The 21,626-nt window shown below is 67.7% G+C and carries 21 protein-coding genes; all 21 read left to right on the top strand.

Annotated features, from left to right (window positions below; all coding sequences use genetic code 11):
• The first annotated feature begins 1 nt into the window (after position 1).
• Complete coding sequence (locus AC5RTY_RS00910) at positions 2-892, top strand: C40 family peptidase (RefSeq protein ID WP_494012696.1); 891 nt, start codon at positions 2-4, stop codon at positions 890-892.
• A gap of 773 nt (positions 893-1,665) precedes the next feature.
• Positions 1,666-2,553 carry a flagellar hook-length control protein FliK gene (locus tag AC5RTY_RS00905; protein ID WP_494012695.1) on the top strand — a complete coding sequence of 296 codons (888 nt, stop codon included), beginning with the start codon at positions 1,666-1,668 and terminating at the stop codon, positions 2,551-2,553.
• Positions 2,554-2,566: 13 nt separating this feature from the next.
• On the top strand, positions 2,567-3,148 hold the full coding sequence (locus AC5RTY_RS00900) for a flagellar hook assembly protein FlgD (RefSeq protein ID WP_494012694.1): 582 nt from the start codon (positions 2,567-2,569) through the stop codon (positions 3,146-3,148).
• Between the two features lie 90 nt (positions 3,149-3,238).
• Positions 3,239-4,405 carry a flagellar hook protein FlgE gene (locus AC5RTY_RS00895; RefSeq protein ID WP_494012693.1) on the top strand — a complete coding sequence of 389 codons (1,167 nt, stop codon included), beginning with the start codon at positions 3,239-3,241 and terminating at the stop codon, positions 4,403-4,405.
• Positions 4,406-4,944: 539 nt separating this feature from the next.
• Positions 4,945-5,202, top strand: coding sequence for an RHS repeat-associated core domain-containing protein (locus AC5RTY_RS00890; protein ID WP_494012692.1), 258 nt, complete (start codon positions 4,945-4,947; stop codon positions 5,200-5,202).
• A 1,211-nt stretch (positions 5,203-6,413) separates the two neighbouring features.
• A complete protein-coding gene (locus AC5RTY_RS00885) occupies positions 6,414-8,288 on the top strand; it encodes an HNH endonuclease signature motif containing protein (RefSeq protein ID WP_494138810.1) in 1,875 nt (624 codons plus the stop codon).
• A 265-nt stretch (positions 8,289-8,553) separates the two neighbouring features.
• Positions 8,554-8,871: a flagellar FlbD family protein gene (locus AC5RTY_RS00880; RefSeq protein WP_494012690.1), complete on the top strand. Its 318-nt coding sequence runs from the start codon at positions 8,554-8,556 to the stop codon at positions 8,869-8,871.
• Positions 8,872-9,693: a motility protein A gene (locus AC5RTY_RS00875; RefSeq protein ID WP_494000442.1), complete on the top strand. Its 822-nt coding sequence runs from the start codon at positions 8,872-8,874 to the stop codon at positions 9,691-9,693. It abuts the gene before it with no gap.
• Positions 9,690-10,781, top strand: a complete 1,092-nt coding sequence (locus AC5RTY_RS00870; protein ID WP_494012689.1) for an OmpA/MotB family protein — start codon at positions 9,690-9,692, stop codon at positions 10,779-10,781. The genes AC5RTY_RS00875 and AC5RTY_RS00870 overlap by 4 nt, the downstream gene beginning before the upstream one ends.
• 151 nt (positions 10,782-10,932) lie before the next feature.
• Positions 10,933-11,841 carry a flagellar motor switch protein FliM gene (locus AC5RTY_RS00865; protein ID WP_494014826.1) on the top strand — a complete coding sequence of 303 codons (909 nt, stop codon included), beginning with the start codon at positions 10,933-10,935 and terminating at the stop codon, positions 11,839-11,841.
• Positions 11,838-12,536, top strand: a complete 699-nt coding sequence (gene fliN / locus AC5RTY_RS00860) for a flagellar motor switch protein FliN (RefSeq protein WP_493979153.1) — start codon at positions 11,838-11,840, stop codon at positions 12,534-12,536. Before AC5RTY_RS00865 ends, fliN begins: the two co-directional genes overlap by 4 nt.
• Entirely contained in the window at positions 12,537-13,283 is a 747-nt protein-coding gene (locus AC5RTY_RS00855) for a FliO/MopB family protein (protein ID WP_494012688.1), read from the top strand.
• Between the two features lie 14 nt (positions 13,284-13,297).
• Entirely contained in the window at positions 13,298-14,149 is an 852-nt protein-coding gene (gene fliP / locus AC5RTY_RS00850; protein ID WP_494012687.1) for a flagellar type III secretion system pore protein FliP, read from the top strand.
• 2 nt (positions 14,150-14,151) lie between these two features.
• Positions 14,152-14,427 (top strand): flagellar biosynthesis protein FliQ, encoded by a 276-nt coding sequence (gene fliQ / locus AC5RTY_RS00845; protein WP_494000437.1) that lies wholly within the window; start codon positions 14,152-14,154, stop codon positions 14,425-14,427.
• Positions 14,427-15,188, top strand: a complete 762-nt coding sequence (locus AC5RTY_RS00840) for a flagellar biosynthetic protein FliR (RefSeq protein WP_494025445.1) — start codon at positions 14,427-14,429, stop codon at positions 15,186-15,188. Before fliQ ends, AC5RTY_RS00840 begins: the two co-directional genes overlap by 1 nt.
• Positions 15,189-16,367, top strand: a complete 1,179-nt coding sequence (locus AC5RTY_RS00835; protein WP_494012685.1) for an EscU/YscU/HrcU family type III secretion system export apparatus switch protein — start codon at positions 15,189-15,191, stop codon at positions 16,365-16,367.
• A complete protein-coding gene (gene flhA / locus AC5RTY_RS00830) occupies positions 16,367-18,421 on the top strand; it encodes a flagellar biosynthesis protein FlhA (protein ID WP_494025446.1) in 2,055 nt (684 codons plus the stop codon). The genes AC5RTY_RS00835 and flhA overlap by 1 nt, the downstream gene beginning before the upstream one ends.
• Positions 18,396-19,922 (top strand): hypothetical protein, encoded by a 1,527-nt coding sequence (locus AC5RTY_RS00825; RefSeq protein WP_494025447.1) that lies wholly within the window; start codon positions 18,396-18,398, stop codon positions 19,920-19,922. The genes flhA and AC5RTY_RS00825 overlap by 26 nt, the downstream gene beginning before the upstream one ends.
• A gap of 62 nt (positions 19,923-19,984) precedes the next feature.
• Positions 19,985-20,251: a carbon storage regulator CsrA gene (gene csrA / locus AC5RTY_RS00820; protein ID WP_494025448.1), complete on the top strand. Its 267-nt coding sequence runs from the start codon at positions 19,985-19,987 to the stop codon at positions 20,249-20,251.
• Positions 20,252-20,599: 348 nt separating this feature from the next.
• Positions 20,600-21,043 (top strand): 50S ribosomal protein L13, encoded by a 444-nt coding sequence (gene rplM, locus AC5RTY_RS00815; RefSeq protein WP_493979145.1) that lies wholly within the window; start codon positions 20,600-20,602, stop codon positions 21,041-21,043.
• Positions 21,044-21,080: 37 nt separating this feature from the next.
• The gene (gene rpsI, locus AC5RTY_RS00810) at positions 21,081-21,575 is read left to right on the top strand and encodes a 30S ribosomal protein S9 (protein WP_493979144.1); all 495 of its coding nucleotides are present in this window, start codon (positions 21,081-21,083) and stop codon (positions 21,573-21,575) included.
• Positions 21,576-21,626 lie beyond the last annotated feature (51 nt).

Below are 21,626 nucleotides of genomic sequence, written 5' to 3'. Positions count from 1 at the left end.
CATGACCGACACCCTCGGGCGGATCCAGCAGATCCAGTCCACGCTGACCCAGCTCGCCCAGCCCGCCGCCGCCGCGGAAGCCGCGGCCAGGGCCACCGCGGCCGGCAGCACCGGCGGCGCCACGGCAAGCGCGTTCGCCGACGCGCTGACGGCGGCAGCCCAGGCCCCCGCCGCCGGCGCCGCTTCCGGGATCGGCGCCGCGAACGGAACCGGCGCCGCGACCGGGACCGCCGCCGAGCTGATCAAGGCCACGGAGAAGTACGTGGGCCTGCCCTACGTCTGGGGCGGCAACGACGCGTCCGTCGGCCTCGACTGCTCGTCCTTCGTGCAGCACGCCTTCCGCGACGTCGGCATCGACCTGCCGCGCGTCACCTGGGACCAGATGAAGGAAGGCACGCCGGTGGCTTCCATGGCCGACGCCAAGCCCGGCGACCTGCTCTTCAGTTTCGACGGCGGCCACGTGTCCATCTATCTGGGCAACGGCAAGGCCATCGACGCCCCGCAACCCGGCGACACGATTAAGGTCCGGGACGCCTGGGAGAACGACTCCAACCTCACCACCATCCGCCGCATCCTGCCCGAGGAGTCCTCGGTCCAGGCCGCGGGCGCCGGTTCCGGGGTGGCTGCCGGCGCCGCCGGGTTGCGCGCGGACCAGCAGAGCGCGCTGACCGAACTGATCGGCGCAGCCCAGCTCTCTACGTCCACTGGGCTGAGCTCCATGCTCACCGGGCAGAACGGCACGGCCGGCGCGATCACCGCCATGCTCTCCGGCCAGACCGGAAACACTGGACTGGCCTCGATCAACGGCGGCCAGGGCTCCGGCGCCGCCGGACAGCTGACCGACCTGCTGGCCTCCGCGCAGGCGGCCATGGCGAGGGGACGAACCGCATGAGCCTGCCCGTGAACTCCCTGCCCGTCGCCCCTGCGTCCTCCGCCCGTTCCGGCGGGCCGGCTGCCGCGCGCTCCTCTTCTCCCGGCTTCGACGCCGCCATGCAGGATGCGCTGAGGCACGGTTCCGCTGCTTCCGCCAAGCGTTCCAAGCACGACGGCGGTGCCTCCGCCGGGGGCGGTGCCGAGGCTGCCGCCGGTGCCGCGGGTGCCGCCGAGTCAACCGGGGCGGCTGAAACTGCCCGGGGTGAAACCTGTCGCGGTGCAGCATCGCAACCAGGCAACGGCACGGCCGAGTCCGCCACCGGTCCCGCTACTGCTCCTTCCCGCGACGCTGCAGCCACTGATCCGGCGGCCGCAGTCGCCGGTCACGGCGGCGCTAAGGCACCTTGGCCGCTCCTGGCCGGGCAAGGCCTCACCGCCGGCGATCCGACCAGCGTGGGTACGCCGATCGGCGAAGTGGGTGCCGACGCGGCTCAGTCCCCGGTGACGGCCGATGCTGCCGCCGGAAGCCAGCAGGACGCCGGTGAGGGCGCTTCCGATGGCCGCGGTGGCTTCGGGATGTCAGGTGCAACCGGTGCATTTTTCGGTACTGGCGGCTGGCCCTCCTTTGTCGACGGCACGGCAGGCGCCGGAGCATCCGCTGGGGCCAGCTTGGTTGGCCCGGCAGCTTCCGACTCCGCAGCAGCCGCAACCCAGGCTGGTACTGCGTCCGCCGCTGGCCCTGTTGACGGCGGGAGCGTCGCCGGGGAACGCGCAGGAAGTCCGGCTGCCACCTTGGCACGTGCTGCCGCAACAGACACCGGTGCACCCGGGCCGGGCGCTGGAGCAGCGACAGCCGCCGCGACAACCCCCGCGGCCGGAACCGGCGTGGTGCCGGTGGCCGGGACAGGCGACGCTGCGCAGAACCAGCCGGCCGGCCCGGTGGGGCTGGTGGTTCCCACCCAGCCCGCAGCCCAGGCGACCATTCCCACGCAGCCGACCACCGGCGTCGTGCTTCCCGGACAATCCGTACCGGGCGCTCCTGCCGGCGGGGCCGCGACTGGTGTGGCCGCAGCGACCGCCACAGCCGCCGCCGCAGCGGGGCGCGGCGAGAGCGAACAGCTGCAGCCGGGCCTCCAGGTGCCGGTCGCCGGACAGCCGGTCCCGGTGTCCCAGCCGACGGCTGCCGCCCCCGCCACGGCGCCCGCTCCCGTCCCGCCGCACCAGCAGCTGCCGTTCGCCGCGCAGGTGGCCCGCCCGCTCTTTACGCTCTCGCAGGCCAAGCCCGGCGAGCACGTGATGACCATCAGCGTCACCCCTGACAACCTGGGCCCGGTCACCGTCCGCGCCCACGTGACGGGCGAGGGCGTCCGCGTGGAGCTCTTCGCCCCGAACGACGCCGGCCGGGACGCCTTGCGCGTCGTCATGGCCGACCTGAAGCGCGATCTTGCGGCCACCGGCCTGAACGCCAACCTTGACCTGTCCAACCAGAACCGCCCGAACGATGCGCGCCCCGGCATGCAGTTCGGCCCCGACGGCCGGCCCTCCGGCGGCCCCCAGGGGCAGGAAGGCCGCCCCGGCGCGGCCACCGGAACCACCGCAGACGCGGCCCCGGACACCACCGACCCATCCGCCCTGAGACGTCCCTACGGGATATCGACCAGCCTCGACGTGTTGGCCTGAGACAAGGAGAACCATGCCCACCGACTCAGTCGCGCCCGTTGGCACAGTCGCCCCGACGTATACCGCCCCGCCCGTGCGCGCACCGAAGCAGTCCATGGACGGCGAGATGTTCATGCACCTGCTGGTCACCCAGCTGCAGAACCAGGACCCCAGCTCGCCGATGGACACCAACCAGATGATCTCCCAGTCCACGCAGCTGGCCATGATGGAAAGCATCGCGACCATGACCACCACCAGCGAGGAGAACTTCTCCCTGCAGATGCGTGGCGTAGCCGCGGCGCTGGTGGGCCGCGAGGTCAGCTACTACGGCGCGGACGGTTCGCTCGTCACGGGAACCGCCACTTCGGTGTCCTATGCCGGGCCGGTCCCGCAGGTGATCGTGGACGGCCGGGAAATCCCGCTGGATCTGGTCGCCGGGATCACCGCGGCCGGCGCCCCGGGGGAGTCGGGTTCGGGTGAAGCCACCAACGACGCCGGCGCCTCCGGCTTGGGTGCCAACGACGCCGGTGCTGCCTCGGGTGCCAGCGGCACCGATGCGCCGGGCGCCAACGGCGCGGCCAGCGACGCCGGTACCACCGGGGGTGCCGCCGCCTGAGATGCTGCCCCCTAAGCCGGCTTATGCCGCCACCAAATTTTCCCAATCACTGAATTACCCGTCCGTTCCACGATCCGAAAGGCGCTGATCATGCTCCGCTCCCTCTACTCCGGAATCTCCGGACTTCGCTCCCACCAGACCATGCTTGATGTCACCGGCAACAACATCGCCAACGTCAACACCACCGGCTTCAAGGCCTCCTCGGTGCAGTTCCAGGACACCCTGTCCCAGATGACGCAGGGCGCTGGCGGCCCGCAGGCCCAAGCCGGCGGCACCAACCCCGCTCAGGTGGGCCTCGGCGTGCAGGTGGCCGGCATCTCCACCAACTTCACCCAGGGCTCCTCGCAGGCCACGGGCAAGGCCACCGACATGATGATCTCCGGCGACGGCTTCTTCGTCACGACCAAGGGCGGCGAGCAGCTTTACACCCGCGCCGGCGCCTTCGAACTCGATTCCATGGGGCGCCTCGTCTCCCCGGACGGGGCAATCCTGCAGGGCTGGATGGCCAACGGCGGAGCGGTGACCACGGGTGGCCCGGTCACCGCTATCGATCTGTCCCCGTCGGCAATCTCGCCGGCTAAGGCGACGACATCAGCGGTGATGGCTGGCAACTTGCCCTCCGAAGCTGCCGACGGCGCGGAACTGTTCCGCGACATTGAGGTCTTTTCCCAGGACGGGACGAAGGGTACCCTGCAGTTGAAGTTCACCAAAGAGTCCGGTTCTTCTTGGACTGTGACTGACGGGACTGCCACCGCGACCCTTGCCTTCGGTGCGAATGGCAAGCCGACGGCTGCGTCCGCTGCCGCATTGGCAGGCAACATTCCCGTCAACCTATCCGCCCTGACCGGGTACGCCGGACTCAGTACGGTGGCCTTCGACAGCCAGGACGGCCACGCAGCCGGTTCGCTCGAATCCTTCACTATGTCGCCCGACGGCACTCTGATGGGTTCGTTCAGCAATGGCGGGCAGGCCATCGTTGCACAGGTCGCCATGGCCAACTTCACCAACCCGGGAGGCCTTGAAAAGGCAGGCTCGTCGTCGTACCGTGCAACTGCCAACTCTGGCCAGGTCGAGCTGGGTACCGCCGGAACGGGCGGCCTTGGCACGCTGGCCGGTGGCTCGCTGGAGATGTCGAACGTGGACCTGTCGCAGGAGTTCACCAACCTGATCGTCGCGCAGCGCGGCTTCCAGGCCAACGCCCGCATCATCACCACCTCCGACGAAGTGCTGCAGGAACTGACCAACCTGAAGCGCTAAAATTTCGGAACTTTTACCCTGTCTCCTAACAGACACAGGAAAATAGCCCCGGTTCGATAGGTTCGGACCGGGGCTATCTCCTATTTGTGTGACCTGCATTACACTCGTCCCAATACCGGGGGGGCAGGTTCATGTCGAGGACACGCATCTAATACGGCGGCGGGCGGGATCCGATCGTCGTCGAGCAGGAGCTCGGCGTGCCCTCGCTGGACATCCCGCCCGTCCTCTCGCCGGTGCTCACCGTGGACGGACTGTAGTGGGGGCTGCTGCGGCTCCGCTAGTGGTTGGGCCGTGGTCTCCGCGGGCACCGAGCATCGGAGCTGCGGACCCTTGTTAAAGTGCAGTCAGCCCAAGCGAATCGAGGCAGGGCATGCGTAAGAGGCAGCACATCGCTGTATATATTTCCATGGCGATCTTTGCACTGTTGGCGGCGCTATACGCCGCGCTCGTTTTGGATTCGAGTCAAGCCGTTCCTAGAGCGGCTATCCTTCTATGCGCTGTTGTATTGCTCGCGACTGCAGTTTGGGGATACGTAATGAATGTTCAACGAAGGTGACGCTTCAGACATCCATCGCCGTTGCCCAAACCCCTACCTCTTCAAGCAAGCCATTCATGCCCGCGCCACCGGCTGGGTCAGGTTCGGTGTCCGCTACTACAACCCTGACACTGGACGTTTCGCCCAGCAGGACACCCTCGACACTCCCCTCGAGCGGGGTCGCCGCTTCCATTGCCCTCGGATTGGGCACTCTGAGCGGGGGATGGGGGACCGTCATTCCTCGGAGCCAGTTGCGCGCTGAGCGTTACTACAGGTATTTTTTGCAGAATTTAGTAACGGACAACCCAGCAGACGCCATGAGCATAGAAATGGTCTGAACTATCTTGCTTTCCTCGGAGACTTGGCGCGGATAGGTAACGCCCTTCGTTAGATTGGAGTGACAATGTTCCCGAAAAGAGGGCAGGTCTGGACTTACCGTGAAAGAGGGCGATTCCTTACTCTCATGATGGGCATACCGCTAGTCCTGATGCTGGTTGCTGGCATCTACTTCATGATTACTGAGTCGAATTGGACACTCATCCTCGTAACCATACTTGGCCTCATGTTTTTGGCTATGTTCTTATTCGACAGCGAACGCAAGCATCGTGGAGAACCTTGAATTGGGCGCCGAACGCGAACCGGCCCTGGTTTCGAACATGGCCGTCTGGGAACCCTCGCATCTGTAGTGGGAGCCGTCGGAGGGCTGGGTGTGTGTGGGCATTGGGTTACACAACTTATGAGGACTCGTGATGAAACTAAGAGTTGCCGTTATCACTCCCGCCCTCGTACTGATGCTTGCGATGTGTGGTTCTTCTGGCAACGGCCGCCTTCGTCCTGACGATGACGGCCCTGGCACTGACCGTGCCTTCGGATCTGCTGCCCCTTCTTTTAATCGCCACGATCGTCGCAGCGGTTGCGGCGGGGGGTGACTGCACTCCTTCTGGAGCGCCGGTCGAGGCAGTAACGTGCGGCTCCGGGTGCGGCCGCGGCTGGAACGGGAGTGGGATGAGCGTGACCCCTACTCCGGCTGAGCGGAGATGGATCCAAGCTTCTTTTTATCGGATCAGGCCTGCGATCTAGAGGGGCACTGCCTACAGGATGGTAGAGAGATTGCAGACCATTTCCTCATCGTCACCCCTAAGATTACGTACCGCCCTTGTCGGATTCCGCCGCGCTGCCGAAAGGCGCGCCCGGTCCCGGAAACGTTCACACGTGAGCATTCCGACGGTCACAGGGGATGACCCTCCGGTTGCGGTCCGCCTTCCCGGAGCTGCGAAATGATTACCACCGAAGTGCAGCTGCCCGACGGTTCGCGGGCAGCTGCAGCGGCCGCCTGCACCGTTCGCAGGCGGCCGCTTTTTCTTTGCCGCGAAATCAAAGCTCGTGCACCAGTTGCTTGAGTGGCGTGCCACTACTCCTACACATTGGCGCCTTTTGATGGCTATCGAATGTGTGTACGAATAAAATTGTGGTATGGCTCTTGCACCGTTGGAACGCACCGGGGAGATCGACGCATCCCTGGCTCAGGCGTTTGTCCTGCTGCAGGATGTTGCCGACCGTTTTCCCGCGGAGTCGGGGTCCCTGCGTACCCGGGACCTGGTCAATACGGTGGCGGCGGTCGAGGACGTTTCGAAGCTCGTGGAGTTCCTGCAGGCCGTCGGCGCCCACGCGGTGGAGCGGGCGGACATCGCCGCCACCGGGGAACAGTCGACGGAGCCTGGAGCCAGTGCCGAGGCCGGAGCTCGGGCCGGGGCGGAGGCGGGTGCCGTCGCGTCGGTCACCGCGGGGGCGGGGGAGTGGGCGGACCCGGTGGCGGCGATCAGCACCGGCGGCGTGGACGCAGCGGCCCCGGAGGGGTCCGGGTCCAAGCGGGTGCGGCGCCGCCGCAAGACGGAGTTCGCCAACACGGCGGAGTATCTGCGCTCCCGGTTGGGGATCGGGATTGTCGAGGCGCGGCGCCGGCTGCGGGTGGGCAAGGCGATCGCCGCGCCGGTGCGGTTGGACGGGGAGCCGGGTGCGCCGGCGTTGCCGGTTTTGGCCGAGGCCATGGGCGGCGGTGAGGTCAGCGGCCAGGTCGCGGCCTTGGTGGTTGATTCCCTGGACCGGGCCCGCCACGCCGGTAGCCCGGAGGCGTTGCAGGCGATGGAAGCGTCGCTGGTCCGACAGGCCGCGGACGCCGACGCGGACACCCTGGTGATGGTGGCCAGAACGTGGGAAACCGCCGTCGACCAGGACGGTGCCGAACCGTCCGAGGAGGAACTGCGGGCCCGGCAGGGCATGTTCTACCGCGGCCGGCGCCGCGGGCTGCACCAGTTCGTCATCAACACCACCGACGCCCAGTACGAAGCCCTCGCCACCGTGATGAACAGCGCCGCGAACCCAAGGATCCGCCCCGACGCCATCGAAACCACCGCCACCGGCAGCACCCCTACAGACACAGGCGAAGCAGACGCAACCGGCAACGCCAACACCGCAAAGGCGGGTCCGGCCGGTTCTGGGGAGTCCCACACCGAAAGTGACGGAACCACGGTCGCCGGCACGGCCAGCAGCGGCGGTAACCACGATGTTCCCGGCACCGGTCCCGGCACCGGTCCCAGCGCCGGTGCCGCGGAGGCAGGCAGGGGCGGAGCCGGTGCCGCTGAGGGTGACCGCGGCTACCTAACCGGCGCGAGGGGCGATCTCTCCGGGGCCGAAGCCAGCAGCGATAGTTCCGCCGGTGTGGATCCGACCGTGGTGGAGGCGATGGATGACGCCACCCGGGCGCAGAAGCTGCTCGCGGGCCTGGTCGGGGCGTGCCGGATCGCGCTGAACACCGGAAGGCTCCCGGACTCGGGCGGGCACCGCACCCAGGTGATCGTTACCACGGGATATGACCAGCTGGCCGGGCTGCTCTCCGGCGGCGGCAGCGCGGTCTTCACCGGCCCGGTCTCGGCCACCACGGTCCGCCGGATGGCCTGCGACGCCGAGATCATCCCGGCCGTCCTCGGTTCAGAAGGCGAGGTCCTGGACTTGGGCCGGTCCCAACGGTTCTTCAACCGCGCCATCCGCCGGGCACTGGTCGCCCGGGACAAGGGCTGCGCCTTCCCGGGGTGCAGCATGCCCGCGTTCTGGACGGAGGCGCACCACATCATCCCGTGGTGGGCCGGCGGCCGCACCGACGTCAACAACGGGGTGTGCCTGTGCTTGCTCCACCACGACCTGATCGAGCAAGGGAACTGGGAGATCAACGTCGTCGACGGCATCCCCTGGTTCACCCCGCCGGACTACATCAACCCCCGCCGCAAACCGCTGCGCAACACCTACTGGCACACCCACATCCCACCCCAACCACTCCAAGCCACTGGATGATGAGGCAGGCCTCCCGCGATGCCCGCTGTCCAGTCTTGCTACGGGAGCTACGGGATGAATCACCACCCAGACAGCAGCTGGGGCCTTCTTTAGGGTCGCTGAGTGAATGTCTTGCTGCGGCAAGACCCGGAATCAGGACCAACTCCAGCCACTCTCCGCGTGACGCGCGCGACAAGTGGGCTGGGCAGCTAACCGCGGGGCGCGCGCGGCCGAAGGTAGTAGGTAGCGGCTCACCGGAGCCCTCGAGAGACCTGGGACGGGGCCAATGATCGTAGTAACGCGGCTGAATGACAGCCAGTTTGCGGTCAACCCTGACCTGATTGAGCGCGTCCATTCCAACCCGGACACCACTTTGGTGATGGTTGACGGCGCCAAGTACATCGTCATCGAGACGATGAGCCAGGTCATCGAGATGATCGCCAGCTACCGCGCCTACGTGCTGCACCTGGCCCGTGAGTTGCCGCCTTCAGTCCACCAGCACGGTCACCCCCAGCTCGGCCTCGTGCCACCAGCCGCCCCGGCCCCCGGAGACGACTCCGCGGACCCCGGCAACACTGTGCCGCTGCGCCCTAGGAATACGTAAATGGATCCCGCAACACTTATTGGCCTCCTGCTGGCCTTCGGCTCGCTCTATGCCATGATCACCCTCGAGGGCGCCCACGTCTCGGCGCTCCTCATCCCGGCTCCCATGATCCTGGTCTTCGGTGCAACTATCGCCGTGGGCTTGGCCAGCACCACCCTCAGGGACGGCCTGCACGCCTTCAAAGCGTTGCCCCGGGCTTTCACCGGCAAGGTGGCGAAGCCCCAGACGGTCATTGACCGAGTCGTCGAGCTGGCCGAAAAGGCGCGCAGCGAGGGGCTGCTGGCACTGGACGCAGAGGCGACCGAGGAGAAGGACCCGTTCATGCAGCGGGCGCTGCAGAACATCGCCGACGGCACCGACGGCGAGGAACTGCGGATCCTTCTCGAAGACGAGATCAGCACGAAGGCGCGCGCCGATCGCCAATCCTCCAAGTTTTTCATGGGCATGGGCGGCTACGCCCCGACCATCGGCATCATCGGCACCGTCGTATCGCTGACGCACGTGCTGGAAAACCTTTCCACACCGGACACCCTCGGACCGATGATTGCGACGGCGTTCGTTGCCACGCTGTGGGGGTTGCTCTCCGCCAACTTCATCTGGCTGCCGATCGGCGGCAAGCTGAGGCGCTTGGCCGACCTGGAAACCGAGCGCATGACCCTGCTGATGGAAGGCATGCTTGCCGTCCAAGCCGGCAGCCAGCCTCGGCTGTTGGGCGAACGCCTGCGCGCCATGGTTCCGGAGCATGAGATGGGCGCGGGGAAGCCGGCCAAGGAAGGCAAATCCGGGAAGTCCGACGACAAGCCTGCGGTCAAGGCAGCATGAAGTCGCGGCGCCCGCGCCGGCCTCTCGGCGCGGAAGAGGACGAGCACCCGGACGAGCGGTGGATGGCCTCCTACATGGACATGGTCACCGTGCTGATGTGTATGTTCATCGTGCTCTTCGCCATGTCCACGGTGGATGCGGCGAAGTTCGAGAAGCTGGCCAACTCCTTGGCCACCGGTTTCGGCGTGGAACGCACCCAAGCGGTCGACACGGCCGAAGGGGTAGTGGTCCCGTCTGAACTCATTGACGAGGAGGGCCAGGGGTTTACCAGTGGCGACGCCGAAGAGGACACGGAGGGTGAACTGAAAACCGATCTCGACGTGGCCATCAAGGAAGTCAACGACCTGCGCAACATCCAGGCAAAGATCACCAAGGGGCTGCAGGAAGAAGGCCTTGAAAAGGCTGTCCGCTTTCAGCTTGACGAGCGCGGCCTGACCGTTCGCCTGATCGGCAGCGAGACGTTCTTCGAGCCCGACTCGCCGGTGCTCACCCGGCAGACCATCAAGATCCTGAACGTGGTGGGTCCGGTGCTGAAGCCTGTCGGCTACGAGCTGAAGGTGGAAGGGCACACGGCCCAGGTGCGCCACCTGGACCCGAACGCACTGGACTGGGAGCTCTCCTCGGAGCGTGCCGTGAACGTGCTGCGCCATCTGGTGGAAGACAGCGGCGTGGTTTCGAACCGCATCTCCGCGGTCGGGTTCGGCGAATCCAGGCCGCTGACCCGCAGCGGGAGTGATGCAGATCTCGCCATGAACCGCCGCGTGGACATTGTGGTGCTCTCGGGCCAGCCGGAGGCCATCCGCAACCTGATTCCCGAAGTCATGAAGGATCCTGCCGGTGCCGCTAAAGAGGCCGCCGCGGAACGTGCGGAATTGGCCAAGAAGGCCGCTGAAGCTGAATCTGCGGAAAAGGCGGAGGCCGAGTCGGCTGAAACCGAAGCCCCTGAGGACAAACCTGCCGAGCGCGTAGCAGGCGAACCGGGTAAAAGCTCCGGGCGCGACGTGGTCACCGGTAGTGGCCGAAGCGGCGGCCCGGGGCCGGACGCCACCTACGCGCCGGCGCCCGGCGGGGCATCCTCCGACCACTGAGCGCCCGCCTCTGGCATAGGCCGGCCGGCGTTGGTAGTCCTCCCACTGAGCGCCCGCCTCTGACACGGCCGAGTTGGACGTGCGGCGGGGCACCCCACCCGCATTATCCAAACTCCTAACATGCCGAACCACGCTGCCGATAGTGCCTGCTGTGACGGTCCAGGAACATGCGCACTCTAGCGCGCCCGAAAAGCCGGCCAGAGCCGTCGAAGTTTACGACTTCCGGCGGCCGACCACCCTGGCGCGCGAGCATTCCCGCGTGCTGGAGTTGGCCTTCGAAACATTCGCCCGACAGTGGGGCACCCAGCTGACTGCCAAGGTCCGCGTGATCTGCACGGTCACGTCGGAGCAGGTCCAGATGCAGACCTACGACGAGTACGCGGCCTCGTTGCCGGCCAGTACTGCGATGGTTCTCTGCGCCCTCGATGACATCACCGGCAAGGCCGTGATCCAGTTTCCGACCAAGGCCGCGATGACGTGGGTCGACCATATGCTGGGCGGCAACGGCAGCCACGACTATCCGGACCGCAAGTTCACGCAGATTGAACAGGCCCTGGTCAGCCGGTTGATGGAGGATGCGCTGGAGGACCTGCGCTACTCGCTGGGTTCCCTGCTCACCACGCCCATCAGCCTGGACCAGATCCATTACAACTCACAGTTCGCGCAGGCGGCGGCCACCAACGACCTGATGATCGTCGCCACCTTCGAAATCCGTGTCGGCGACCTGTCCGCGCCCGCCACGGTCGCCATCCCGGCCGAGGTACTGCTGACCCAGCTGCGTGATTCGTTCGCGATGAGCAGCCCGGCCAACGCGCGAAAACTGCTGGAGACCCAGCTGGTGCAAATCCCGGTGGACGTATCCCTGCAGTTCGCCCCCATGCGCGTCCGGCCCGGCCAGGTCCTGGACCTAACCATCGGCGACCTGCTGCCGCTGCCGCACCCGCAACACCGCCCGCTGGATGTTGCCGTCAACGGCGAACGGCTGGCACACGCCGCCGTTGGCGCCAACGGCAACCGCCTGGCCGGAGTCATTGTTACAACCGAGGAGAACGCCCGATGACACAGACCCAGACCCTTCAGGCTGCTGCCGCCGACGCGCTCCTGGGGCTGCTGCCCACCAACACGCCGCTCTACGCGGTGCGCCAGGATGAAGGCGGGCCGCTGCCGGGGCAGGTGGCCTCCGCCGTCGTCGGGTCCTTCGTGGGCGGAACCTCGGCCGACGTGGCCTTGGTGGTGGCCGACCAGGCCGCCCTGTCCGCAGCCGCGGGCACGGATTCCCCCTTGGTGTCTGCCGCCGACCTGTTGCGCCCGGCGCTGGAAGCTGCCACATCCGTGCTCGGCGCCGGTGTGCTGGGCGAGGCACGCGTCGGCAACGCCGCGGCGCTGTTCTCCGATCCGGAAGCCGCCGTCTTCAAGCTCACCGGCGGCGACGGCGAGGCCGGCGGCTGGTTCGCCATCCGGCTGCGCGAGAACCCGGCCGGGCACGGCGCCGACGACTCGGTGTTGGCCAAGCTGGGCCGCATCAACAACGTCGAAATGGCCCTTACGGTGGAAATCGGCCGCACGCGGATGTCCGTGCGCGATGTGCTGAACCTGGAACCGGGCGGCGTGATCGAACTGGACCGCTCGGCCGGCGCCCCCGCCGACGTGTTGCTCAACGGCCGCCTGATCGCCCACGGCGAAGTCGTCGTCGTCGACCAGGACTACGCCGTGCGCATCACCAAGATCCTCGACGTGCCCGAAGGACTCCTCTAAATGGAGACAGTCGTCCTTGCCGTGCGGGTAGCGCTCTCGCTGGCCGTGGTGCTGGGGCTGCTCTGGGTGCTGCAGCGGCGCTTCAGCCGCGGCGCCCGCACCGGCGCCCGCAAGCTGGTGCGCGTGGTGGAACGCCAGACCATCGGGCCCAAGGCCGCCGTCGTGGTGGTGGACGCCGACGGCCAGCGCTTCGTGCTGGGCGTGACGGATCAGGCGGTGCACGTGCTGGACAGCCGCGAAGCGCCGGTCGAAGAGGCGGCCGAGCCCGCCCACCGCGCCCCACAGACCGCGGCGGACAGCTTCTCCCGGCTGCTGGAACTGGCCACCGGCCGCGCATCGGGCCAGGTCCAGTCCGATGGGGACGTCGCGGCCCCATCCGGGTCGGTCGACGCTGCCGTCGCCGCCCGTCCGGCGACATTTTCCGACGGCGACGCCGGTGTCCCGCGCCGCGCGGCCCGTCGTGCCGCCGCTATGCCCGAGCAGCCCGTCGAACAAACGTTTCAAGAGCACCGTGACGTCGCGCAGGAGTTTGACGAGCCGCACCACGACGGCGACGTCATTCCCCTCCGGCAGGCCGGGCTGTATCCGATCGACGGCGGACGGCGTTCCGTTCGCACGGGCCGCCGGGCGTCGCGTCCGGCCGGCCGGCAGGAGCAGGTGGCGGATTCCCCGCTGGCCGGGTCCATCTTGTCGCCGTCCACCTGGAAGCAGACCGCCGAAGCCCTGAAGCAGGTCCGTTCGCGTTGAGAAGCACCGGCATCATGGCCGTGACCGCGGGCCGCTGGCCCCGTCTGGCCACCGCAGCATTGCTGGCATTACTGCTGGCAGTGGCCTTTGCCGTCGCCGCCGCCATCCTGAGTGCGCCGTCCGCCTTCGCGTCGCCGGTCGCCCCGGTTCCCCCCGTTGACCCGCTGGCCCCCGTCGAACCGGGCTCGCCGGACGGCGACGGCGGGTTCTCGGTGGAGATCAACGGGCCCAACGGCACGCCGTCGTCCGCCGTCATCACGCTGCTGGGCATCACGCTGCTGTCGGTGGCCCCCGCGCTGCTGCTGATGATGACGTCCTTCACCAAGATCTTCGTGGTGCTGGCGATGACCCGGAACGCGCTGTCCCTGCCCTCCATCCCGCCGAACCAGGTGCTGGCCGGGCTGGCACTGTTCCTGTCGCTGTTCATCATGTGGCCGGTGCTGACCCAGGTGAACGAGCTGGGCGTCCAGCCGTATATGGAAGGGACCACGGACTTCACGGATGCGGTGGGCGCCGCCGCCGCTCCGCTGCAGAACTTCATGCTGGCGCACACCCGCGAAGAAGACCTGGCGCTGATGATGCGGGCCGCCGACCTGCCCAACCCGGAGAATCCCGAGGCCGTGCCGCTGCAGACCCTGATCCCGGCGTTCATGATTTCCGAGTTGCGCGCCGCGTTCATCATCGGGTTCGTCATCTTCGTGCCGTTCCTCGTGATCGACCTGGTGGTGGCCTCGGCGCTGATGTCCATGGGCATGATGATGCTCCCGCCGGTGATGATTTCGCTGCCGTTCAAGATCCTGCTCTTCGTGCTGGTGGATGGCTGGGGCCTGATCATCACCGCCCTGGTCGGAAGTTACGGTACCTAGCCGTGGATACAAACGCCGTCCTCGACATCGGCCTGCAGGGCCTGCTGGTCGCCGCCAAACTCTCCGCCCCGGTGCTGGTCACCGCGCTGGTGGTGGGCTTTGCCGTCTCCCTGGTGCAGTCCATGACACAGATCCAGGAAATCACGCTGTCCTTCGTGCCCAAGGCCGTGGCCGTGGCCGTGGCGCTGCTGATCTGCGGACACTGGATGATTTCCGAGATGGTCTCCTTCACGCAGGAAATGTTCGAGAAAATCCCCGGCCTGCTCGGCGGCGGATAATGAACATCCCGCTCGACCAGGCGTGGATCGAGGCCACCATGCTGGCAGGTGTCCGCATGGTGGCTTTCCTGCTGATTGCCCCGCCGTTCTCCTACGGAGCCATCCCAACCCGCATCAAGGCGATGCTCGGCGTCGGACTGGCCCTGGCGGTGTCCCCGCGGGTGGCCAACGGGTACGAGCCGATGAGCACGGCGGGATTCTTCGGCGCGCTGGTGCTGGAGATCCTGGTGGGCGCCCTGCTGGGGTTCCTCGTGCTGGTGGTGTTCTCCGCGGTGCAGTCGGCGGGCACGTTGATCGACCTGTTCGGCGGCTTCTCCATGGCGCAGGCGTTCGACCCGCAGTCCATGGTCAACGGCGCGCAGTTCACCCGGCTGTTCCAGATGGCCGCGCTGGCGCTGCTGTTCGCCTCCGACGGCTACCAGTTGATCATTGGCGGGCTCGCGCGCAGTTTCACCGCGCTGCCGCTGGGCGGGGGAGTCGACCTGGCCGAGCCGGTGCAGCTGATCATCACCGGTGTGACGCAGATGTTCCTGGCGGCGGTGCAGATTGCCGGACCCCTGCTGGTGGTGCTGTTCCTGGCCGACGCCGGCCTGGGCCTGCTCACCCGGGTGGCCCCGGCGCTGAACGCGTTTGCGCTGGGTTTCCCGTTGAAGATCTTCCTGACCCTGACCCTGGCCGGCGTGGTGTTCGTGGCGCTGCCGCGGATTGTCTCCTCGCTCGCCGGGCAGGCCGTGACGGCGCTGACGGGGGTGGTGGGCTAGATGTCGCAGGACACCTCCGAAGAACGGACAGAGCAAGCCACCGCCAAGCGGATGAAGGAAGTCCGGCAGAAGGGCCAGCTCTCCAAATCCCAGGACCTCACCGCCTGGCTGGGCGTGGGCGCGGCCGCGTTGATGCTGCCGATGACCATCGGCCGGGCCTCCCAGGCCGGCACCGACCAGATGTTCACCGTCACGCGGATGATCCAGTCGCCGGACCCGGGGCTGGTGGTCAAGGCGCTCGAGGACGGCCTGGGCACGATCATGTACACGCTCACGCCGATGTTCCTGGCCGTGGTCGCCGTGATCATCGCGGGTGCGGCGCTGCAGGGCGGCATCCACTGGAAGAAGTTCAAACCCGAGACCCAGCAGTTCAACCTGGTCAACGGGCTGAAGAAGGTGTTCGGCCTGCAGGCTCTCTGGCAGGGTGCCAAGGCGCTGCTGAAGACCGTGGTGGTGGGACTCGCTCTCTACTTCGTGATCCAGGGCCTGGTCCCGGTGCTGATGACCGCCGGCGGGCTCTCGGTCGGCTCGCTGCTCGAGGCTGCGGGCGGCGGCACCGCCGGGCTGCTGCAGACCGCAATCATCGCCGGCCTGGTGCTGGCCGCGCTGGACGTGATGGTGGTAATCCGGCGCAACCGCAAGAAAACCCGGATGACCAAGAAGGAAGTCCGCGACGAAAACAAGAGCTCCGAGGGCGACCCGTTGATCAAGTCGCAGCGGCGCTCGCGGCAGTTGGCGATGAGCCGCAACCGCATGATCGCCGCGGTGGGAGGCTCCGACGTCGTGCTGGTCAACCCGACCCACTACGCGGTGGCGCTGAAGTACGAACCGGGAAAGTCCGCGCCGCGCGTGGTGGCCAAGGGGGCGGGCAACATTGCCGCCCGCATCCGCGAGGAAGCCGAAACCACCCGCGTGCCGGTGGTGCGCGACGTCCCGCTGGCCCGGGCGCTGCACGGCGCCTGCGAGATCGGCCAGGAGATCCCCCTGGAGCTTTACAACGCCGTGGCCCGCGTGCTGGCCTTCGTCATGAGCCTGAAGGCCCGCGGCGCCTCGGCCGGTACAGCCGCGGGCGTCCACACCATGGCGGAGCCGGCGATGACCGACGCCGACGCTGCCGCCCACGCTTCAACCCGGCAGGGCCGCCGAGCCTTGTCCCTACCGTCACCCGGAGGTGACTGATGAACCGCAACCTCTCCAAGCTCGCCGTCCCGATCGGCGTGGTGGGCATCGTCCTGCTGCTGGTGGTGCCGATTCCGGCTGGACTGCTGGACGTGCTGATCATCGTGAACATCCTGCTGGCGCTGGTGATCCTGCTGACCACGATGTTCGTGAAGAAGCCGCTGGACTTCTCCGTGTTCCCGTCGCTGCTGCTGGTGGCCACGCTGTTCCGGCTGGGCCTGAACGTGGCGTCCACCCGGCTGGTGCTGGGCGACGGCTACGCCGGGCAGGTGATCGAGGCCTTCGGCCACGTGGCCGTGGGCGGCTCGATCATCATCGGCGCGGTGGTGTTCCTGATCCTGGTGGTCATCCAGTTCGTGGTGGTCACCAAGGGCGCCGAGCGCGTGGCCGAGGTGGGAGCGCGCTTCACGCTGGACGCAATGCCGGGCAAGCAGATGGCGATCGACGCCGACCTGAACGCCGGGCTGATCACCGACGTGCAGGCCCGGGAACGCCGTGCCGCGGTATCCGCCGAAGCCGACTTCTACGGCGCGATGGACGGCGCGTCCAAGTTCGTCAAGGGCGACGCCATCGCCGGCATCATCATTATCATCATCAACATCGTCGGCGGCATCGCCATCGGCATGCTGCAGCGCGGCATGGAAATCGGCGACGCGGTCAGCACCTACACCCTGCTGACCATCGGCGACGGCCTGGTCACGCAGATCCCGGCGCTGCTGATGGCCGTGTCCACCGGCATGGTCGTGACGCGTTCGAATGCCGACTCCGAAATGGGTTCCGACGCCTCCGACCAGCTGACCCAGTCCCGGCAGGCGCTGATGATCGCCGGCGGCGCGGCCATTCTGCTGGCCCTGATCCCGGGCATGCCCAAGATCCCGTTCATCCTGGTGGGCGCGTTCCTGATCTTCATGGCGCAGCGGCTCAAGGCCACCGAGGCGGCCAAGGCCAAGGACGACGACGCCGCCGCCGCCGAGGCGGGTCAGGCGGCTCCCGCTTCGGAGACTACCGAGGACCTGATTGAACAGATGCGGGTGCACGCGCTGGAGATCCAGCTGGCCCCGGACCTGGTGGATTTGGTCTCCGGCGCCTCCGACGACTTGCTGGCGCGGGTGCGTGCGCTGCGCCGGAAGATAGCCATGGAACTGGGCGTCGTGGTGCCGCCGGTGCGCACCCGCGACAGCATCGACCTGCCGATGTCCACCTATGTGATCCGGATTGCCGGCGTGGAGGCCGGCCGCGGCGAGGCCCCGGCCGGCAAGGTGTTGGCGCTGGGGGACAACCTGGAATCGCTGCCGGGCATCGCCACGGTGGAGCCGGTGTTCGGGTTGGCCGGCAAGTGGGTCCCGGCGGAGATGCGGCACAGCGCGGAGATGGCGGGAGCCACCGTGATCGACCGGGTCTCCGTGCTGGTCACCCACCTGTCCTCGTTGATCTCCGCCAACGCCGCCCGGCTGCTGACCCGTGAGGACGTGCGCGTGCTGACCGAGGGTGTGAAGTCGGTGAACCCGTCCGCGGTGGACGAACTCACCCCGTCGCTGCTGTCGCTGGCCGAGGTGCAGCGCGTGCTGCAGGGGCTGCTGGCGGAGCAAATCCCGATCAACGACCTGCCACGCATCTACGAGGCGCTGGCGCTGAAGGCCAAGTCGTCCACCGACCCGGAGGGGCTGGTCGAGGCGGCCCGGCAGGCGCTGGGCCCGGCCTTGACCGCGCAGTACGTGGACGGGCAGTTGCTGAGGGTGATCATGATCGATCCCACGCTGGAGCAGTCCATGCTGGAGGGCATGCGCCCGTCCGAGCACGGCACTCAGATCCTGCTCTCGGTCGAACGGACCGAAGCCGTGCTGGCCTCGCTGCGGGATGCGCTGGAGAAAGTGGAAGCTAACGGCCTCACCGCGGTGCTCGTGTGTGCGCCCGCGCTGCGCCCGGCCATCCGGCGGCTCGTCTCGGCGCAGGCCGGGGGACTTCCGGTACTGTCCTATCAGGAGGTCACCTCCGCCAGCGTGAAGATCGAGACCGTGGGGGTAGTACGTGTCGGCCAGACGGCTGCAGCTTAAGGGCGCTTCCCTCCAGGAACTCAAGGCCAAGGTCCTGGCCGACCACGGACCCGACGCGAAGATTGTCGCGGCCGAGAAGGTCACGGTCGGCGGCATCCGCGGCTTCTTCGCCCGCGAGCACTACGAAGTCACGGTGGAACTGCCGGCCTCGGCCGTGCGCGGCCAGCATGCCCTGGACCAGAAGGCCCGAGCCGGAATCGCGGCGCTGCTGGCCGACGCCGAGCGCACCGAATCCAGGCTTCACGGCAAGGCACCGGAACTGCACGTCTCCACCCACACCGACCAGTTCGCGGTCATCATGGACAACCTGACCCTTAACACGGCGCGGCCCACCCGCCTGCCCAAGGGCGCCAGACTGGAGGAACCGCCGCCGGAAGCTGCCGGGCAGGCGGAGCGCCGCGGAGCCGCGGCGGCAAGGCCCGGCTGGGGGCGGCGGCGGAACGACCCAAAGCCCCCGAAGGACGCTGCAGCAGATTCCGGCGGCGCAACCGCGCCGGGACCCGGGGCCGGGGCAGGGGCCCTGGAAGCCCCCGCCACGGCGGTCCCTGTTGCGGAAGGCTCCGCCTGGGCAGCGGCAGCCACAACCCCAGCCTTGGAGGCAGCCTCGGAGGCTTCGGCGCTGCCCGCGGCAGCCCAAGCTGACGACTCCCGGGAGGCCGCCGGACCCGCCAACCCGACGGCCGGGACGGGTCGGCGCGCGGCGGCCCGAGCCACTGCGGCCGGGGCGTTCGAGGCAGAGCAGGCCGGGCAGACGGGGCAGGACGATGAGGCCGGGCAGGCAGGGCAGGCCGGGCAGTCGGGCAGGGCAGCCACCGAACCGGCTGCCCAGCGCTCGCCTCTCACCGGCGGCGACGCGGGCTCCGGCACAGGCTCCGGCGTCATCGTTGGTGCCGTCTTGGAGGATGGGCAGCCGCCGGCAGTGGAGGCACAACCCGCCGCCGCCGAAAGGGCGCGCCAGCCGGCCGTTCCGGTGCCGCTCTACGGGCCGGGGGACCTGGTGCTGGTAATCGGCCAGGATGATATTGCCCTCGAGGCCGCCAACTCCATGGCCGCCGCGGCCCCGGCGGTCAACGGTGCGCCCTCGGAGGCCGCCGACTGGATATCGGGCGGCGGCAACATGGTGAAGATGGCCGGCGCGCATGCCGCCGATGTCCGGCGACCGGTGCAGGACCGCAACAGCGCGATTGGTGCCCGTGCCCGGGGCGTGGAGCGGGGACAGAGCGTCTTCGTGGCCTTTGGCCTGGGCCAGGCGCTCACGCCGCCTGTGGAGATGCTCGCGCTGCTTCCCGCTTTGGGAGCGGACCAGATCTGGCTGGCGGTGGACGCCCGGCGAAAGGCCGAAGACACCGACCGCTGGGTGCAGGCCGTGCAGCGGGTGGTGGTTCCCGACGGCCTGGCGGTCACCGGAACGAGGCACACCGGGACGCCCAAGACCGTGAACACCCTGGGAGTGCCGGTGGGTTGGGTGGACGGCGCGCCGTCCGAGACCGCCTGGCTCTGACTGCCTCGGCGGGTCGAGCGGGCCTGCCCGGGCGCCGAGTTCAGCTGCGATAGAGTTGACGCGTGCTGGTGCTGACGCGAAAACCCGGAGAGCGGATCCTGATCGGTGACGACATCGTCGTCACCGTGCTGGACGCCCGCCGCGACGGCGTCCGCCTAGGCATCGAGGCCCCGCGCGGCGTGAAGATCCAGCGTGATGAGGTGGTCCAGGCGGTCAGCGAGGCCAATATGGCTGCCGCCCAGAGCGGCCCGGAGGCCGAGGAACGCATCAAGGCCCTGCTGGGCCTGAACCTCCCCGGCAGCAGCGGCCCCGGCGGCCCCGGCAGCTGATCCGCTCGCCGGCGGCCCCACCGGCGCCGGCCAGCTAAACCCGTTCACGGGCGGGGCCAGGGGCGGCGGCAGGCACCGGCGTCGTCGTGCTGTTGTGGCCTTTTTGACCTAACCCGGCACGGCAGGATAACCTTGGTAGTCGTTGTGCGTGTCCAACCTCGATACGCTATGTCCGTGTGGCGGCCCAGTTGCAGGGCCAACCTGGTCCACGGAAATAGCCGAGACTTTCTGGGCCACTGGTTACATTTCAGTCCTCACCTGAAGTTCCGGTAGCGCATCACCAACTTTGCGCGTGTGTTCTGTGAAGAATGCGCCGCTACCTTAGAACACCAAACGAAGGCAAAAACCGTGCGTACGTACACTCCGAAGCCCGGCGATATCAACCGCCAGTGGCACGTCATTGACGCCACCGACGTCGTCCTGGGTCGTCTTGCCAGCCAGACCGCAACACTGCTGCGCGGAAAGCACAAGCCGACCTTTGCTCCTCACATGGACATGGGCGATTTCGTCATCATCATCAACGCTGAGAAGGTCGCCCTGACCGGCGCCAAGCTCGAACAGAAGCGTGCCTACCGCCACTCCGGGTTCCCGGGTGGCCTGTCCTCCGTCAACTACGCCGAACTGCTGGAGAAGAACCCGGTTCGTGCAGTTGAGAAGGCCATCAGGGGCATGCTGCCGAAGAACTCCCTGGCTGCCCAGCAGCTGTCCAAGCTGAAGGTTTACACGGGTGCCGAGCACCCGCACGCTGCCCAGCAGCCGAAGACCTTCGAAATCACCCAGGTCGCCCAGTAGCGCCGGCCACCACTAGAAACTTAATTCAAGGAGCATCGTGGCTGAAGAGCTGAACACCGCTGCTGAGGGCGAAACCCTCACCAGCTACACCTCGGAATCATCCGAGGTCACCGAGACCGCCAAGAAGGAACGCCCCGCCCTCACCGTAGGCGGAGGCGCCGTGGGTCGCCGCAAGCAGGCGATCGCCCGCGTACGCCTGGTTCCGGGTGCCGGCAACTGGACCATCAACGGCCGTGAGCTGGCGAACTACTTCCCGAACAAGCTGCACCAGCAGGAAGTGAACGATCCGTTCAAGATCCTGGATCTGGAAGGCGCGTACGACGTCATCGCCCGCATCCACGGCGGCGGCCCCTCCGGCCAGGCCGGTGCGCTGCGCCTGGGCGTTGCCCGTGCGCTGAACGAGATCGACCGCGAGAACAACCGCCCGACCCTGAAGAAGGCCGGTTTCCTCACCCGCGACGCACGCATCATCGAGCGCAAGAAGGCAGGCCTCAAGAAGGCCCGCAAGGCGCCGCAGTACTCGAAGCGCTAACCGCTTCCGAAGCTTCTGCTTCCACGCGAGGTCCCGCAGCATGGCTGCGGG

It is taken from the genome of Arthrobacter sp. Y3224055, from assembly GCF_059090825.1.
Note: the sequence above shows the minus strand (reverse complement) of the source record. Positions and strands in the feature narration are given on the sequence as shown.

Bases quoted from the DNA above. Each gene is read 5' to 3' on its own strand.
- fliN (WP_493979153.1), top strand. From the start codon at position 11,838: ATGACACAGACCCAGACCCTTCAGGCTGCTGCCGCCGACGCGCTCCTG.
- AC5RTY_RS00890 (WP_494012692.1), top strand. From the start codon at position 4,945: ATGTTCAACGAAGGTGACGCTTCAGACATCCATCGCCGTTGCCCAAAC.
- AC5RTY_RS00875 (WP_494000442.1), top strand. From the start codon at position 8,872: ATGGATCCCGCAACACTTATTGGCCTCCTGCTGGCCTTCGGCTCGCTC.
- AC5RTY_RS00855 (WP_494012688.1), top strand. From the start codon at position 12,537: ATGGAGACAGTCGTCCTTGCCGTGCGGGTAGCGCTCTCGCTGGCCGTG.
- flhA (WP_494025446.1), top strand. From the start codon at position 16,367: ATGAACCGCAACCTCTCCAAGCTCGCCGTCCCGATCGGCGTGGTGGGC.
- AC5RTY_RS00895 (WP_494012693.1), top strand. From the start codon at position 3,239: ATGCTCCGCTCCCTCTACTCCGGAATCTCCGGACTTCGCTCCCACCAG.
- AC5RTY_RS00835 (WP_494012685.1), top strand. From the start codon at position 15,189: ATGTCGCAGGACACCTCCGAAGAACGGACAGAGCAAGCCACCGCCAAG.
- AC5RTY_RS00885 (WP_494138810.1), top strand. From the start codon at position 6,414: ATGGCTCTTGCACCGTTGGAACGCACCGGGGAGATCGACGCATCCCTG.
- AC5RTY_RS00840 (WP_494025445.1), top strand. From the start codon at position 14,427: ATGAACATCCCGCTCGACCAGGCGTGGATCGAGGCCACCATGCTGGCA.
- AC5RTY_RS00880 (WP_494012690.1), top strand. From the start codon at position 8,554: ATGATCGTAGTAACGCGGCTGAATGACAGCCAGTTTGCGGTCAACCCT.
- AC5RTY_RS00900 (WP_494012694.1), top strand. From the start codon at position 2,567: ATGCCCACCGACTCAGTCGCGCCCGTTGGCACAGTCGCCCCGACGTAT.
- fliP (WP_494012687.1), top strand. From the start codon at position 13,298: ATGGCCGTGACCGCGGGCCGCTGGCCCCGTCTGGCCACCGCAGCATTG.
- AC5RTY_RS00870 (WP_494012689.1), top strand. From the start codon at position 9,690: ATGAAGTCGCGGCGCCCGCGCCGGCCTCTCGGCGCGGAAGAGGACGAG.
- AC5RTY_RS00910 (WP_494012696.1), top strand. From the start codon at position 2: ATGACCGACACCCTCGGGCGGATCCAGCAGATCCAGTCCACGCTGACC.